Source organism: Alsobacter sp. R-9, assembly GCF_054612375.1.
Genome location: NZ_JBTSWJ010000003.1, coordinates 424938 through 440388 on the forward strand (window position 1 = coordinate 424938; position 15451 = coordinate 440388).

The window sequence follows — 15451 nt, forward strand, 5'->3', positions numbered from 1 at the left end:
GCACGACGCATGACCATGATGCTGCGACCGGAGGAGACCATGCCGCGCGTCGACGATCCCGATCCGTCCGGGCAGGCCCTGATGCGGGCCATCCTCGCCGCGCTGTCCGATCCGGCCATCGTCACGGATCCCGGCGGCGTCGTGCTGGCCTTCAACGCATCCGCCGGCGCGGCATGGCCGGCGCTGGCCGCCGGCCGGCCGCTCTCCTTCGCCGTTCGCTCTCCGGACGTGGTGGACGCACTGCGACGGCTGCGCGACGGGGAAACCCGCGTGATCGGTTCCTATGCGGAGCGCGTTCCCGTCGAGAAGTTCTTCGACGTGACCGCCAGCATCCTCGCGCCGGACGCCGGGCGCGGCGAGCCCTCGGCGCTGCTCCTGTTCCGCGACCGCACCGAGCAGCAGCGCCTCGACATGATGCGCGTCGACTTCGTCGCCAACGCCAGCCACGAACTGCGGACGCCGCTGGCCTCCGTCCTCGGCTTCATCGAGACGCTCCAGGGGCCGGCCCGCGACGATGCGGTGGCGAGGGAACGGTTCCTCGGCATCATGCGCGAGCAGGCCCGGCGCATGGCCCGGCTGATCGACGACCTCCTGACGCTGTCGCGGGTCGAGATGGCCGAGCATCGCCGCCCGGAGGCGCCGGTCGACCTGGGCGCCGTCGTCCGGCAGGTGATGGACACGCTGCGGCCCCTCGCGGACGACAGGGGCGTCGCCCTCGCCCTCGACCAGCGTCTCCCGGCACCGGTCGTGCCCGGCGACCGGGACGAGCTGCTGCGGGTCGTCGAGAACCTGATCGAGAACGCGATCAAGTACGGACAATCCGGCGGAAAGGTCGATGTCACGCTGGACGAGGAACCGGACGCGGGCACCGGCGGGACGGTTCGCCTGTCGGTCCGGGACTACGGGCCGGGGATCGCGCCCGAGCACGTGCCGCGCCTCACCGAGCGGTTCTATCGCGTGGACACCGGTCAGAGCAGGGTCCAGGGAGGCACGGGTCTGGGCCTTGCCCTCGTCAAGCACGTCCTCAACCGCCACCGCGGACGCCTTGTGATCGAGAGCCGCCCGGGCGAGGGCGCCACCTTCCGGGTCCTTCTTCCCTCGAGGGTCGAAGACGGCCGCGTCGGCTGACGGGTGTTATAAAAGCGTCATCCCGCAGTCATAGAAGGAACGCGTCCCAGCGGGGGTGTGACCATGGCGAGCGTGCCGCGAATCCTGATCGTCGAGGACGAGGAGCCGCTGACCCTGCTCCTGCGCTACAATCTCGAGTCGGAAGGCTATGCCGTGGAAACCGTTGCGCGCGGTGACGACGCGGAGCTGACCCTGCGCGAGACCGTTCCCGACCTTGTCCTTCTCGACTGGATGCTGCCCGGCCTGTCGGGGATCGAGCTCTGCCGCCGGCTGCGGCAGCGCCCCGAGACGCAGCGGCTTCCCGTGATCATGCTCACCGCCCGCGGAGAGGAGAGCGAGCGCGTCCGCGGCCTCGCCACCGGCGCCGACGACTACATCGTCAAGCCGTTTTCGGTGCCCGAGCTCCTCGCCCGCGTGCGGGCCCTGCTGCGCCGGGCCTCCCCCGAACGCGTCGCGAGCGTTCTGGAGGCCGGCGACATCGCGCTCGACCGCGAGACGCGGCGCGTGCGCCGGGGCGGCCGGGAACTGCACCTCGGGCCTACTGAATTCAGAATGCTGGAGTTCCTGATGGAGAAGCCGGGCCGGGTCTTCAGTCGCGCCCAGCTTCTCGACGGCGTGTGGGGCATGGACAGCGAGATCGACGAGCGCACCGTCGACGTCCATGTGGGCCGCTTGCGCAAGGCACTCAACCGTCCGCGGGAGCGTGATCCGATCCGCACGGTGCGCGGCGCCGGGTATTCCTTCGACGAGACCTTCTCCCGCCGCGCCTGAAGGGTTGCACGACGCCGCACTGTCCGGCGCGCATGGCTCCCCGCTTGGCCCGGAGGGGCGACGCGGCTACGCTCTTCCCATGTCGGAGATCCGGACCCGTCCCATCCGCCGCCCGCCGCCGGCGCGCCCGCCCGAGCGACGGCCCGCGCCCGCCATCGCCGAGGCTCTGGCGGGGATCGTCCTGCGCGTGCCGACGTCCCGCATCGCCCTGCGCCAGTCGCCGACGACCTTCTCGGTCGAGGGAACCGGTTCGCCGGGCCTCTGCTGGTTCTTCATCGGGCTCGACGTCCGCCGCGGTCGCTACGAGGTCCATGTCGAGGACGTCGAGCAGCACGGCAGCCTGCGGGGCCTGCGCCACGGCGAGCTCGAAGCGGTGCTGAGGGCACTGGTGGCGGGAGAGGTCTGGGTCGTCTCGACGGTCGATCGCCGGGCTTCACGCACGCGCATCCGCCTGCGGGAGCCCGGGCTTTCAGACTGGGTTCACCGGCGCTCGCGCTGGCTCGTGCCGCGCCGCCCCGGATACCGGCGGCAGCGCTTTGCCGACTATCGCGACGACGGCGCCTGAGCGGCCTAGTCGCGCGCGACGGTCCGGTTGCGGTCGCGGCGACGCTCCAGCGACGGCTGATAGGCGATCTGCGCGTGATAACCGCAATAGGGGGTGCCGGGCGGGGACTTCGCGCCGCAGAAGCGGAAGTCCGGCGACGTCGGGTCGCCATGCGGCCAGCGGCACATGGATTCCCGCAGCTCCATGATCGTGACCCGCTCCGACATCGGGATCACCACCTCCGGCGCGGGCGCCGGGGCCACGTGAACGACGGGGGCCGGCGTCGGCGCCGCCTTCGGGCTGAGCGCGAGGTTGCCGCGCACGGCGGGCCCGTGGCTCATCGGATGGCTGGGCGCGCGGGTGGTCTTGCGCGGCCGTGCGGCCTGCGGCGCCGGCGCCTTGGCGCGACCCGACAGTCCAAGGCGGTGCACCTTCCCGATCACGGCGTTGCGCGTCACGCCGTTTCCGAGCTCGGCGGCGATCTGGCTGGCGCTGAGACCCTGGTTCCAGAGTTTCTTCAGCAGCTCGACGCGATCGTCGTTCCAGGACATCGGCCTCATCCCCGTCTGTGTTGAGCGGCGCCTCGAATCCGCCTCCGTTCGCTCCCCCCGTTCCCCGGACGAGCGCACGCAAGATATCGATGGTTCCGTAGTTTGCCGCACCAGATGTCGTATTCGACAGGGGCGAACCTACGCCAGCCGCGGACTCCGGTGCAACCGGACAGTCCGCCGGTCCCGCGTTTTCAACAAGGATCGTGGCGCCACCGCGGCGGGGGTGCCGCGACGCTCGCGCGCAGCCGCGCGTTGACAAGAAGAAAGGCCTGCCACATTAGTTTTTCGGTCGTGCCGCCCGTGTCGGGCGGCTTTTTGATTTTGCAGGCCCGAACGAGAGACAGGACCATGGCCTCCGTGAACCAGACACCGTCGCCGCTGCTGCCAACCTTCGCGCGCGCCGAGCTGTCGTTCGAGCGAGGCGAGGGGCCGTGGCTCATCACCGATCGAGGCGACCGCTACCTCGACTTCGGCTCGGGCATCGCCGTCAACGCGCTCGGCCACGCCCACCCCCATCTCGTCGCCGCCCTGAAGGAGCAGGCGGAGAAGGTGTGGCACGTGTCCAACCTCTACCGGATCCCGGAAGGGGAACGGCTGGCGCAGCGGCTCGTCGACAACACGTTTGCCGACCACGTCTTCTTCACCAACTCCGGCGCCGAGGCGCTGGAGTGCGCGATCAAGATGGCGCGCAAGTACCACCACGCGAACGGCCATCCGGAGCGCTTCCGGATCGTCACCTTCGAGGGCGCCTTCCACGGCCGCACGCTGGCGACCATCGCAGCCGGCGGGCAGAAGAAGTACCTCGAGGGCTTCGGCCCGAAGGTCGAGGGCTTCGACCAGGTGCCGTTCGGCGACCACGAGGCGCTCAAGGCCGCCATCGGCCCGGAGACCGCTGCGATCCTCGTCGAGCCCGTGCAGGGCGAGGGCGGCGTGCGCCCCGTGCCGCCGCAATGCCTGCGCGGCCTGCGCGAGCTGTGCGACCAGCACGGCCTGCTGCTGATCTTCGACGAGGTGCAGACCGGCGTCGGGCGCACCGGCAAGCTCTTCGCGCACCAGAAGGTGGGCGTCACGCCGGACATCATGGCGATCGCCAAGGGCATCGGCGGCGGCTTCCCCGTCGGCGCCTGCCTGTCGACGCGCGAGGCCGGCAAGGGCATGACGGCAGGGGTCCACGGCACCACCTTCGGCGGCAATCCGCTGGCGATGGCGGTGGGCAACGCCGTTCTCGACGTCGTGCTGGCGCCCGGCTTCCTCGAGCATGTCGAGCGCATCGCGCTTCTCATGAAGCAGCGCCTCGCCGAGCTCAAGGACCGCCATCCCTCGATCATCGAGGAGATCCGCGGCGAGGGCCTCCTCGTCGGCATCAAGTGCCGCGTGCCGAACACGGACCTCGCCGCCGCCGCGCGGGCGGAAAAGCTGCTCACCGTGCCGGCCGGTGACAACGTGCTTCGCCTGCTGCCGCCGCTGACCATCGACGAGGCGATCGTGACCGACGCCGTCGCGCGGCTCGACCGCGCCGCGACGGCGCTGGAGGCGGCCGCGGTCAAGGGGGCGGCCGAATGACGGCGGCCCCCCGGCATTTTCTCGACCTCGCGGACTTCGACGGACAGCAGCTCCGGCGCATCGTCGATGCGTCGGCCCGTCTCAAGACGGAGCGCCGGCGCGGCCAGCGCCCCGTCGACCGCCCGCTCGAGGGCAAGACGCTCGCGATGATCTTCGACAAGCCGTCGACCCGCACGCGCGTGTCGTTCGACCTCGCCATGCGCGAGCTCGGCGGCGACACGATCATGCTCACCGGAGCCGAGATGCAACTCGGCCGTGGCGAGACGATCGGCGACACGGCCCGCGTGCTGTCGCGCTACGTCGACGCCATCGTCATCCGCATGCTTGACCAGAACGCAGTGCGCGAGCTGGCCGAGGCCGCCGACGTTCCCGTCATCAACGGCCTGACCAAGGCGTCGCATCCGTGCCAGGTGATGGCCGACGTGCTCACCTTCGAGGAGCACCAGGGCCCGATCCGCGGTCGGACCGTGGCGTGGGTCGGGGACAGCAACAACGTCCTCGCCTCCTGGGTGCATGCCGCGGCCCGCTTCGACTTCCGGCTCAACATCGCGTCCCCGGACGAACTCGCGCCGCCCGCCGACCTGCTGGCATGGGCCCGCGGGGAGGGCGCCCGCGTCGCCTACATCTCGGATCCGCACGAGGCCGTCGGCGGCGCCGACTGCGTCGTCACGGATTGCTGGGTCTCGATGGGCGACGAGGACGCGGGCCGACGCCACAACCTGCTGGCGCCCTACCAGGTCAACGCGAAGCTCATGAAGGCGGCCGGGGACAACGCCATCTTCATGCATTGCCTCCCGGCGCATCGTGGCGAGGAGGTCACCGACGAGGTCATGGACGGGCCGCAGTCGGTCGTGTTCGACGAGGCCGAGAACCGGCTCCACGCTCAGAAGGGCGTGCTGGCGTGGTGTCTCGGCGCCATCGGCTGAGACCCGCGTGAGCGCATCCGACCTGCACGCCGACCGCGACGACCGCGTCGTGCCCTTCGCCGTCGAGGCGCTGGACGCGCGCGGGCGTGTCGTGCGGCTGGGCCACCTCGTCGACCGGATCCTCGAGCGGCACGCGTACCCCTCGCCCGTCTCGCGGCTTCTCGGCGAGATGATCGCGCTGGCCGTCCTGCTGGGCACCTCCCTGAAGTTCGACGGCCGCTTCCAGTTGCAGACCCGGTCCGACGGGGCCGTCGACATGCTGGTCGTCGACTTCGAGGCCCCCGACCGGGTCCGTGCCTATGCGCGGTTCGACGCGGAGCGCCTCGCCGCGCTGCCGGACACGGCGACGCCGCCGCAGCTGCTCGGGCGCGGTCACCTTGCCCTGACCATCGACCAGGGCCCGACGATGCAGCGCTACCAGGGCATCGTCGCGCTGGACGGGCAGTCGATCGAGGAGGCGGCACACCAGTACTTCCGCCAGTCGGAGCAGATCCCCACACGGGTCCGCCTCGCCGTGGGCGAGACACTCGGCGGCGACGGCTCGGGTCACGCTTGGCGCGCCGGCGGGCTGATCGTCCAGTTCCTCCCGACCTCGCCCGAGCGGCAGCGCCAGGCCGACCTCTCGCCGGGCGATGCGCCGGAGGGGTCCGTCCTTCCCGAGGCCGCCGAGGACGACGCCTGGGTCGAGGCGAGGTTGCTCGTCGACACGGTCGAGGACCACGAGCTCGTGGATCCCACGCTCACCAGCGAGGCGCTGCTCTTCCGGCTGTTCCACGAGCGCGGGGTCCGGGTCTTCGATCCGCAACCCGTGGTCGAGCGCTGCCGATGCTCGCGCGACCGGATCCTCACGATGCTGCGCCAGTTCTCCGACGATGAACGCCGCGCGATGGTGGGCGACGACGGCCGCATCGGCATCACCTGCGAGTTCTGCTCGACGCACTACCACGTCGAGCCCGCTGACGTGGGCCTCCTGCCGGGCGATCCTCCGGCGGTGTAGACGCGCCTCTGCGCGTCAGCGGCAGGTCTCGATCAGGTCCCGCACGAAAGCGATGCCGCGCTCGATCTCGGCGAGCGTGATGTACTCGTCAGGCTGGTGGGCCTGGTCGATCGAGCCCGGGCCGCACACCACCGTCGGCAATCCGCGCCGCTGGAACTGTCCCGCCTCGGTGCCGTAGGGGACCGTGATGGTGCTGTTTCGACCGGCGAGGCGCAGCGCCAGCGTCTCCGCCGGCGAGCCTGGATCCGGCGCCAGGCCCGGTACCGAGACCTCCACGACCGTCTCGACCGAGGCCGGCCAGCCATGGGCGCGCAGCCGCGGCAGCACGTGCGCCTCCGCATGTGCCTGCAGCAGGCGCACGGCCTCCATTTCGTCGGTTCCCGGGACGCCACGCACCTCCCAGTTGAAGCTGCACAGCTTGGGCACGATGTTCCGCGCGGTGCCGCCGAAGAGCGTGCCGACATGAACGGTGGCGTAAGGCGGATCGAACCGTCCGGTCGGGTCGCCGCGCTCCCGGAACAGGTCGGCGATCCGGTCGAGCTCCACGACGAGCGCGGCTGCGCCTGAGATCGCGTTGGCGCCGAGCGCCGGCTTCGACGAATGCGACTCGTGCCCGTGCACGTGCGTCATGAGCGACACCACGCTCTTGTGCGCGTCCGCGACCTGCAACTCGGTCGGTTCGCCGACGATGACGACGCCCGGCCGTGGCGCCACCGAACCCATGCGCTCGATGGCGTCGATGACGCCGAGGCACGTCGTCTCCTCGTCATAGCTCAGCAGGACGTGGATCGGCCGGCGCAGCGGCCGGCTGAGCATCTCCGGCAGGAGCGACAGCACGACCGCGGCGAAGCCCTTCATGTCGACCGCGCCGCGGCCATAGGCGCGCCCATCCGCGATGCGCAGCGTGAAGGGGTCGCTCGTCCAGGCCTGCCCTGCCACCGGGACCACGTCGGTGTGGCCGGAGAGCACGATGCCGCCGTCGACCTCGGGGCCCACGGTCGCATAGATCGCCGCCTTGTCGCCGTCCGCGTTGGGCAGTCGGACGAAAGGGACACCATGCCGGCTGAAGATGTCAGCGACGTAGTCGATCAGCGGCAGGTTCGACCGCTGGGTCTCGGTATTGAACGAGACGAGACGGGACAGGATGTCGAGCGTGGTCTGCAAGAGAAGGGTCCAATGAAATCGGCCGGCACCGGGCGGATGCCGCAACCCCGGCGTGTCCGGCCGGTCAGTTGATGATGCGCCGCGTGTCGGGGATGTCGAGCGAAAACGCGGGCACGGTCACCTCGAACCGCTCTCCGTCCTCCGTTTCCATGACGTAGTGGCCGGACATGATCCCCTCCGGCGTGGTGAGGGGGCACCCGCTCGTGTAGGTGAAGCTTCGGCCGGCGGCGATGCGCGGCTGCTTGCCGACGACGCCTTCGCCGCGCACCTCCTGCACGCGTCCCTCGGCGTCGACGATGTGCCAGTAGCGCGACAGGAGCTGCACCGGCGTGCTGCTCCGGTTGACGATCTCGATCGTATAGGACCAGAAGTACCGCCCGTCCTTCGGCGAGGATTGGTCCTCGAGATAGGCCGGCGTGACGGTGACCTGGATCTCCCGCGTGACGGCTCGGTACATGATCCTGCTCTCGCCTCGGCGACCCGGCTCCCCGAGGGATGCCGCTCCCGCCCGGGTCGTATTCGGCGCGCCGCATGGCGTCAACGGGGCGGCCTGTCGCCATGCTTGACGGGTTGATGCGCCGCATCATCGATCCGCCGCTCGACGCCGCCGCCGCCAGGCTCGCCGCGGTCGGCATCGGGGCGGACGCCGTCACCGGCCTTTCCCTCGCCTGCGGGCTCGGCTGCGCCGCGGCGATCGCCTTCGGCTGGGACGGCTGGGCGCTCCTGCTGCTGGCCGTGGGCCGCATCGGAGACGGGCTCGACGGGGCCATTGCGCGCGTCACGCGCCGCACCGATCGCGGCGGGTACATCGACATCGTCTGCGATTTCGCCTTCTACGGCGCCGTCCCGCTCGCCTTCGCGATTCGCGATCCCGCCGTGAACGCCCTTCCGGCCGCGGTGCTTCTCTTCACCTTCTACGTCAACGGCGCGAGCTTCCTCGCCTTCGCTGCGATTGCTGCCAAGAGGGGCATGAAATCGCGCAGCCGCGGCGTGAAATCGCTCTATTTCACCGCGGGACTGGCCGAGGGGACCGAGACGATCGCGGTCTTCACCGCCGCGATCCTCTTTCCTTCGCTGTTCCCGGCCCTCGCCTTCGGCTTCGGGGCGCTGTGCGTCGTGACGGCGGGGGCTCGCTCGCTCCTGGCCTGGCGCAGCTTCGGCTGACCCGTGCGCGAATTGGGCTGTGCGTTGCGGCGCGATCCGCTGGACACGCGCGCCCCGTGGGCTACCAAGGCAGTGGAACCACGAGGGGACCTGCATCCGTGACGACCGCGCCCGGCATCCTGCCGTCCCAGGCCATCGAGACGCTCGTGGCCGAGGGCCGCGTGACGACGGCCGCGCCGCTCGCGGCGGGGCAGATCCAGCCGGCCAGCCTCGACCTGCGCCTCGGACGCCGCTGCTTCCGCGTGCGGGCCAGCTTCCTGCCGGGGCGGGACATGCCTGTCGCCGAGCGCATCGCCTCGCTCTCGCTCTTCGAGATCGACCTGGCACAGGGCGCCGTGCTCGAGACGGGCGCCGTCTACATCGCCGAGCTCATGGAGGGACTGGACCTTCCGGGCGATCTCGCCGCGGCGGCCAATCCCAAGAGCTCCACGGGCCGGCTCGACGTCTTCACCCGCGTCATCACCGACGGATCGCGCGAGTTCGACCAGATCGGCACCGCCTACCGGGGCCCGCTCTACCTCGAGATCTCCCCGCGCACCTTCCCCGTGCTGGTGCGGATGGGCTCTCGGCTGTCGCAGCTGCGCTTCCGCACCGGAAGCGCCCGCCTCGACGATGCCGAGGTGGCGGCGCTGCATGCCCGCTCGCGCCTCGTCACCTCGTCCGAGCCGTCGATCCAGAGCGGCATCGCCGTCAGCGTCGACCTCTCGGGCTTCGGGCCGGAGCGGCTGATCGGCTACCGGGCCAAGCGCTACACGGCGGTCGTTGACGTCGACCGGGTCGGCGCCTGCGACGTGCTCGACTTCTGGGATCCGATCCACGCCCGCGGTGCGGCCGAGCTCATCCTCGACCCCGGCCAGTTCTACATCCTCGCCTCCAAGGAAGCGGTGCACGTGCCGCCGGACCACGCGGCCGAGATGACGCCGTTCGATCCGCTGGTGGGCGAATTCCGCGTCCACTACGCCGGGTTCTTCGATCCGGGTTTCGGACATGCCGAGGCGGGCGGCTCCGGCAGCCGGGCCGTGCTCGAGGTCCGCTCCCGCGACGTCCCGTTCATCCTCGAGGACGGCCAGATCGTCGGCCGGCTCGTCTACGAGCGCATGGCGGCGATGCCGGCGACGCTCTACGGCCGCGACCTGGGATCGAACTACCAGGCGCAGGGCCTCAAGCTGTCCAAGCATTTTCGCGGCGGCTAGCGCGTCCGCGACCCCGTTGCGCACCGGCGGCCTGATCCCGTATACAGGACCCGTCGCGGGTGTAGTTCAGTGGTAGAACGACAGCTTCCCAAGCTGTATGTCGAGGGTTCGATTCCCTTCGCCCGCTCCAGTTCAGGCCCCGCCGCGCGCCCGCGCCGGCGGGGCTTTTTCGTGGGCGGTTCCGTTCGGCGCCGATCCGGTGTTTGCTGGCGGGGCAGGGGGGCAGGCGCGATGGGAAGGACGACGACCGCAGCCGTGATCGGCAGCGTGGCCAGGCGATGGACTGCGGGAGGAACGCGGTGACCGCCGCGGTGCGCCCCGCCGGCGGTGTCGCGCCCGTCTCGCGGCGCGTGATGAACCTGTCCTACTGGCTCACCCGCAACGCGCGCCGGTTCCCGGACCGCCCGGGCCTCCTCTGGGGCGACCGGCGCTGGACCTGGGCCGAAATCGAGCGGACGGTCGAGGCCTTCGCCGCGGCGCTGGCCGCCCGTGGCATCGGCAAGGGCGACCGCATCCTCGTCCACTCGCGCAACTGCGACGAGATGCTGTGGTCGATGTTCGCGGCGTTCCGCCTGGGCGCGGTCTGGGTGCCGACCAATGTCCGGCTCGTGCCCGAGGAGATCGTCTACCTCGCCACGTCGTCCGGCGCCTCGGCCTTCCTCTGCCACGGCGCCTGCCCGGCCCACGCCGCCATCATCGAGGAGCGGGCACCCGCGGTGCGCTTCACCTGGCGCCTCGGCGACGAGGGTAGCTTCGGCGAGGCCGCGGCGGCGGAGCGGATCGCCGCCCATGCCGGCCAGGTATGCCCGGCGGCGGCCGTCGAGTACGACGACCCCTGCTGGTTCTTCTTCACCTCCGGCACGACGGGGCGGTCCAAGGCGGCGGTGCTGACGCACGGGCAAATGGCGTTCGTCATCAACAACCACCTGTGCGATCTGCTCCCCGGCACGACGGAGGAGGACGCCTCCCTCGTCGTCGCGCCGCTCAGCCACGGAGCCGGTGTGCACCAGCTCAACATGATAGCACGCGGGGCGCCGACGATTCTGCTGCCGACCGACCGCTTCGACATCGAGGAGGCCTTTCGGCTGATCGAGGCACACCGGGTGACGAACCTCTTCACGGTGCCGACCATCCTGAAGATGCTGGTCGAGCACCCGGCCGCGGCCCGCCGCGACCACTCCTCCCTGCGCCACGTGATCTACGCCGGCGCCCCGATGTACCGGGAGGACCAGAAGCGGGCGCTGGCGGTGCTCGGCAAAGTGATCGTCCAGTACTTCGGCCTCGGCGAGGTGACCGGGGCGATCACGGTGCTGCCGCCGGCCCTGCACGAGCCGGAGGACGGACCGCACGCCCGCGTGGGCACCTGCGGCTTCGAGCGCACCGGCATGCAGGTGTCGATCCAGGACGACACCGGGCGCGAGCTGGGGCCGAACGAGACGGGAGAGATCTGCGTCATCGGGCCGGCCGTCTTCGCCGGCTACTACGACAACCCGGAGGCGAACGCGAAGGCCTTCCGCGACGGCTGGTTCCGGACCGGCGACCTCGGGCACCGGGACGAGCAGGGCTTCGTCTACATCACGGGCCGGGCCTCCGACATGTTCATCTCGGGCGGCTCGAACATCTACCCCCGCGAGATCGAGGAGAAGATCCTCACCCACCCGGCGATTGCCGAGGTGGCGGTGCTCGGCGTGCCCGACCCGTTGTGGGGCGAGGTCGGTGTCGCCGTCTGCGTGCCGCGCGAGGGGGAGGCGCCGAAGGAGGAAGACCTTCTCGCGTGGCTGGGGCCGCAGCTCTCGCGCTACAAGCTGCCCAAGCGCATCCATTTCTGGGAGGCGCTCCCGAAGTCGGGCTACGGCAAGGTGCCGAAGCGCCTCGTGCGCGACGAACTGGAGCGCCGCGGCCTCCTGTCATCGGGGCCCTCCGCGTGACCCGGCCCACCTTCATCCGCCAGCCCGGCCCGCCCCCGGCCGAGCGGCTCGCGGTCGTCGAGGGGCGCGGGCGCAGCCTCACGCTGTCGCTCGAGCGCGGCCGGCGGCTCGTCGATGCCGTGGCGGACGGCTTCGCGGCGCACGGATTTCCCGGCGGGACGGTGGACCTGCGGGGCCTGCGTCTCGGCCCGTTCGGCTACGTCATGCCGGCCTTGTCGGCGACGCCCCAGCACGCGGCCTTCTACAGCGACACGTTCCGGCCGACCGGCGTGACAGTCGTCGAGGGCGGCGCGATGACGTTCGGCGTCCGCGACGGCGCGCCCTTCTTCCACGCCCACGCGCTCTGGCAGGAGGCCGACGGCCACCGCAGCGGCGGCCACATCCTGCCCGACGAGACCCTGCTCGCCGCCGAGGCGGTGGTGGAGGCGTTCGGCTTCGACGGCGGCGTCTTCACCGGCACGGTCGACCCTGAGACCAACTTCAAGCTCTTCGAGCCGGCGCCTGCGCCGTCGCGACCGGTCGATGCATCGTCCCGCGCCTTCGCGGTCCGGTTGCGGCCCAACCAGGACTTCGCCGGGGCACTGGAGGCTCTCTGCCGGCGCGAAGGCATCGCGCGGGCCCGCCTGCGCGGCGGGGTCGGCAGCACCATCGGTGCGCACTTCGACGAGGGACAGGTGGTCGAGGCCTTCGCCACCGAGGTGTTCCTGGACGGGGCCACGATCGAGGCGGGTCCGGACGGTCCGGTTGCCCACCTCTGCGCCGGTCTCGTCGACTACACGGGCGCGATGGCGCGCGGCGTGCTCGCGCGCGGCGACAACCCGGTGCTGATGACGTTCGAACTCGTCGTCGAACAGGTCGGTTGATGCCGACATCGGGCTCAATTGCCCCTTAACCCGATCTGCGGCACTGTGTCTTGCGGCGAGAGGCGACCTCGGGAGCGTGCGATGGATCGACGCCTGTTCCTTCTGGCGACGGCGGCCATGCTGGGCGGCGGCGCCCTGCCTGCCGCGGCAGCGGCCCCGAAGGCCTACATCCTCCTCGTGATGGCGCGCGACTGTCCCTGGTGCATGGACTGGAACGCCCATGACCGCCCGACCTTCGAGCGGCTCTGCCGCCAGTCCGGCGCGCCGGTCCGCGAGGTCGAGGTGATGCGCTACAGCGACATCCGGGAAGCCTCGGCCTGGCCGGAGGACCTCAAGCCCGTGCTGGCCCAGATCCGCCAGACGACGGGCACGCCCCGCTTCATCATCGTGCGCGACGGCAAGATCATCCAGCACGCCGTCGGCCGGCGGCAGTACGAACTGGGCATCCTCCCCTTCATCTCCTGAGCGCAGCAGACCTGCCGCGCCCCGCCTTGTGGGGGGCCGGCCGGCATGCCACCTGTAGGCCGCAAGCCCAGGGGCCGCCCATGACCGCGACGTCACCCGTGCGATCGACCGTCGAGGACGGGATCGCGTGGATCCTGATCGACCACCCGCCCGTCAACGCCACCTCGCACGCCGTCCGCGTGGGACTCGACGAGGCGCTGGCCCGCGCCATGGCGGACCCCGCCGTTGTCGCGGCGGTGATCGCGTGCGAGGGAACCACCTTCGTAGCTGGGGCCGACATCCGCGAGTTCGGCAAGCCGCCCGTGGCACCCGTCCTGCCGGACGTGCTGCAGCGGATCGAGGACGCGCCCAAGCCCGTGGTCGCCGCCGTCCACGGCACCGCGCTCGGCGGCGGCTGCGAACTCGCGCTCGCCTGCCACGCTCGCGTCGCCCACGCGAAGGCCTCTCTTGGCCTGCCCGAGGTGAAGCTCGGCCTCGTTCCGGGCGCCGGCGGCACGCAGCGCCTGCCGCGCCTCGTCGGCCTCGTGCCGGCGCTCGACATCGTCGCCAGCGGCCGCACCGTGCGGGCGCAGGAAGCCCTGTCGCTCGGCATCGTCGACCGGATCGCCACGGGCGACTTGCGGCAGGTGGCCGCGGAACTGGCCCGTGACCTTTCCGGGAAGCCGCCGCGGCGGACGCTGGCGCGGCCTGCGCCGACCGACGTCGCGGCGTTCGATGCAGCCGCGGCCAAGGTCGTTGCCCGCGCGCGCGGCCAGCTCTCTCCGGTGAAGGCCGTCGAGGTCCTTCGTCTCGCAGCGACCCTCGAGCCCGCCGAAGCGCTGCGCCGTGAGCGCGAGGCATTCCTCGAACTGGTCGCGTCTCCGCAGTCGGCGGCGCTGCGGCACCTCTTCTTCGCCGAGCGGGCCGTGGCCCGGGTTCCCTTGCTGGAGGGCGTCGCGCCCCGCCCGGTCGCCCGCGCCGCCGTCATCGGCGGCGGCACCATGGGCGCCGGCATCGCCGTGTGCTTCGCCGACGCGGGACTGCCCGTCACGGTTGTCGAGACCAGCATCGCCGCCGTCGGCGCCGCCCGGGACCGCGTCGCCGGCCTCTACGACCGCCAGGTCGCGTCCGGCCGCCTCACCCCGGCGCAGCGAGAGGAGCGGCTGTCCCGGGTCATGGTGACGGACGACTTCGATTCGCTCGCTGAGGCCGACCTCGTCGTCGAGGCGGCCTTCGAGGACATGGCGGTCAAGGCCGACATCTTCGGGCGGCTCGGGCGCCTCGCGCGCCCGGGCGCGGTGCTGGCCACCAACACCTCGGCGCTCGACGTCGACGCCATCGCCGCCACGTCCGGCCGTCCGCAGGACGTGGTCGGGCTGCACTTCTTCTCGCCCGCCAACGTGATGCGCCTCGTCGAGGTGGTGCGCGGCGCGGCGAGCGCCCCCGACGCACTCGCCACCGGCGTGGCCATCTCCCGCCGGCTGGGCAAGCTGCCGGTCGTGTGCGGCAACGCCGACGGCTTCGTCGGCAACCGCATCCTCGCCACGTGGCGTCAGCAGGCCGAGTTCGCGGTGGAGGAGGGCGCCCTGCCGCAGGAGGTGGACGCGGCGCTCGAGGCCTTCGGGCTGGCCATGGGGCCTTTCGCCGTCTCCGATCTCGCCGGGCTCGACATCGGCTGGGCGCGGCGCAAGCGCCTCGCGCCGACCCGCAACCCGCTCGCCCGCTACGCCTCCACGGTCGCCGACGAGCTTTGCGCGCGCGGTCGCTTCGGCCAGAAGAGCGGCGCCGGCTGGTACCGCTACGCCGACGGCAAGCGCATGGTCGATCCGGCGGTGACCGAGATCGTGACGGCGGTGTCGGAGCGGCTCGGGATCGTCCGCCGACCGGTTCCGGCCGAGCTGATCCAGCGCCGGGTGTGCGCCGCCATGGTCAACGAGGGCGCCCGCCTGCTCGGCGAGGGCATCGTGCCCACCTCGGCGGCCATCGATCTCGTGCTGGTGCACGGCTACGGGTACCCCGCGTGGCGCGGCGGCCCGATGTTCGAGGCCGACGCGGTCGGGCTGGCGTCGATCCTCGCCGACGTGCAGGAGATCGAGGCGACCTTCGGCGCGGGCTGGGAGCCGGCGCCGCTGCTCGTCGATCTCGCCCGCAGCGGGAGCCGTTTCGCCGACCTTCCGCCGCGCGGCCCACTGGCGGGTTGACGCAGGGGCCGGCC

Annotated in this window: 15 protein-coding genes and 1 tRNA gene; 13 read left to right on the forward strand and 3 right to left on the reverse strand. The window is 71.5% G+C overall.

Annotated elements, in window-relative coordinates; translation table 11 throughout:
- Window positions 1-15 precede the first annotated feature (15 nt).
- The 3 genes from ACX9GQ_RS07520 (at window position 16) to ACX9GQ_RS07530 (ending at window position 2464) form a co-directional block, all read left to right on the forward strand.
- Complete coding sequence (locus tag ACX9GQ_RS07520; protein WP_459628886.1) at window positions 16-1128, forward strand: ATP-binding protein; 1113 nt, start codon at window positions 16-18, stop codon at window positions 1126-1128.
- Window positions 1129-1191: 63 nt separating this feature from the next.
- A complete protein-coding gene (gene phoB, locus ACX9GQ_RS07525) occupies window positions 1192-1899 on the forward strand; it encodes a phosphate regulon transcriptional regulator PhoB (protein ID WP_459628887.1) in 708 nt (235 codons plus the stop codon).
- A gap of 79 nt (window positions 1900-1978) precedes the next feature.
- Window positions 1979-2464: a hypothetical protein gene (locus ACX9GQ_RS07530; RefSeq protein WP_459628888.1), complete on the forward strand. Its 486-nt coding sequence runs from the start codon at window positions 1979-1981 to the stop codon at window positions 2462-2464.
- A 5-nt stretch (window positions 2465-2469) separates the two neighbouring features.
- Here the strand turns inward: ACX9GQ_RS07530 and ACX9GQ_RS07535 are convergent, their stop codons facing one another.
- The gene (locus tag ACX9GQ_RS07535; protein WP_459628889.1) at window positions 2470-2994 is read right to left on the reverse strand and encodes a GcrA family cell cycle regulator; all 525 of its coding nucleotides are present in this window, start codon (window positions 2992-2994) and stop codon (window positions 2470-2472) included.
- Between the two features lie 348 nt (window positions 2995-3342).
- Here ACX9GQ_RS07535 and ACX9GQ_RS07540 point away from each other — a divergent pair, with 348 nt between their 5' ends.
- From ACX9GQ_RS07540 to ACX9GQ_RS07550, 3 genes are read left to right on the forward strand one after another with little or no spacing between them, the layout of a single operon-like run.
- A complete protein-coding gene (locus tag ACX9GQ_RS07540) occupies window positions 3343-4557 on the forward strand; it encodes an acetylornithine transaminase (protein ID WP_459628890.1) in 1215 nt (404 codons plus the stop codon).
- Window positions 4554-5483 (forward strand): ornithine carbamoyltransferase, encoded by a 930-nt coding sequence (gene argF / locus ACX9GQ_RS07545; RefSeq protein WP_459628891.1) that lies wholly within the window; start codon window positions 4554-4556, stop codon window positions 5481-5483. Before ACX9GQ_RS07540 ends, argF begins: the two co-directional genes overlap by 4 nt.
- A 7-nt stretch (window positions 5484-5490) precedes the next feature.
- Window positions 5491-6480, forward strand: a complete 990-nt coding sequence (locus tag ACX9GQ_RS07550) for an Hsp33 family molecular chaperone (protein WP_459628892.1) — start codon at window positions 5491-5493, stop codon at window positions 6478-6480.
- 15 nt (window positions 6481-6495) lie between these two features.
- Here ACX9GQ_RS07550 and argE read toward each other — a convergent pair whose 3' ends face one another.
- Complete coding sequence (argE, locus tag ACX9GQ_RS07555; RefSeq protein ID WP_459628893.1) at window positions 6496-7644, reverse strand: acetylornithine deacetylase; 1149 nt, start codon at window positions 7642-7644, stop codon at window positions 6496-6498.
- Window positions 7645-7708: 64 nt separating this feature from the next.
- A complete protein-coding gene (apaG, locus tag ACX9GQ_RS07560) occupies window positions 7709-8101 on the reverse strand; it encodes a Co2+/Mg2+ efflux protein ApaG (RefSeq protein ID WP_459628894.1) in 393 nt (130 codons plus the stop codon).
- Window positions 8102-8202: 101 nt separating this feature from the next.
- On the opposite strand from apaG, the gene ACX9GQ_RS07565 reads away from it, so the two are divergent.
- The 7 genes from ACX9GQ_RS07565 (at window position 8203) to ACX9GQ_RS07595 (ending at window position 15437) form a co-directional block, all read left to right on the forward strand.
- Complete coding sequence (locus tag ACX9GQ_RS07565) at window positions 8203-8808, forward strand: CDP-alcohol phosphatidyltransferase family protein (protein WP_459628895.1); 606 nt, start codon at window positions 8203-8205, stop codon at window positions 8806-8808.
- A gap of 98 nt (window positions 8809-8906) precedes the next feature.
- Complete coding sequence (locus tag ACX9GQ_RS07570; RefSeq protein ID WP_459628896.1) at window positions 8907-10001, forward strand: 2'-deoxycytidine 5'-triphosphate deaminase; 1095 nt, start codon at window positions 8907-8909, stop codon at window positions 9999-10001.
- A 55-nt stretch (window positions 10002-10056) separates the two neighbouring features.
- Window positions 10057-10131, forward strand: a tRNA-Gly gene (locus ACX9GQ_RS07575).
- A 169-nt stretch (window positions 10132-10300) separates the two neighbouring features.
- Window positions 10301-11929, forward strand: coding sequence for an acyl-CoA synthetase (locus ACX9GQ_RS07580; protein WP_459628897.1), 1629 nt, complete (start codon window positions 10301-10303; stop codon window positions 11927-11929).
- Complete coding sequence (locus ACX9GQ_RS07585) at window positions 11926-12792, forward strand: PCC domain-containing protein (protein WP_459628898.1); 867 nt, start codon at window positions 11926-11928, stop codon at window positions 12790-12792. The genes ACX9GQ_RS07580 and ACX9GQ_RS07585 overlap by 4 nt, the downstream gene beginning before the upstream one ends.
- 81 nt (window positions 12793-12873) lie before the next feature.
- Window positions 12874-13257, forward strand: a complete 384-nt coding sequence (locus ACX9GQ_RS07590) for a hypothetical protein (protein WP_459628899.1) — start codon at window positions 12874-12876, stop codon at window positions 13255-13257.
- A gap of 80 nt (window positions 13258-13337) precedes the next feature.
- Complete coding sequence (locus ACX9GQ_RS07595; RefSeq protein ID WP_459628900.1) at window positions 13338-15437, forward strand: 3-hydroxyacyl-CoA dehydrogenase NAD-binding domain-containing protein; 2100 nt, start codon at window positions 13338-13340, stop codon at window positions 15435-15437.
- The last annotated feature ends 14 nt before the right edge of the window (window positions 15438-15451 follow it).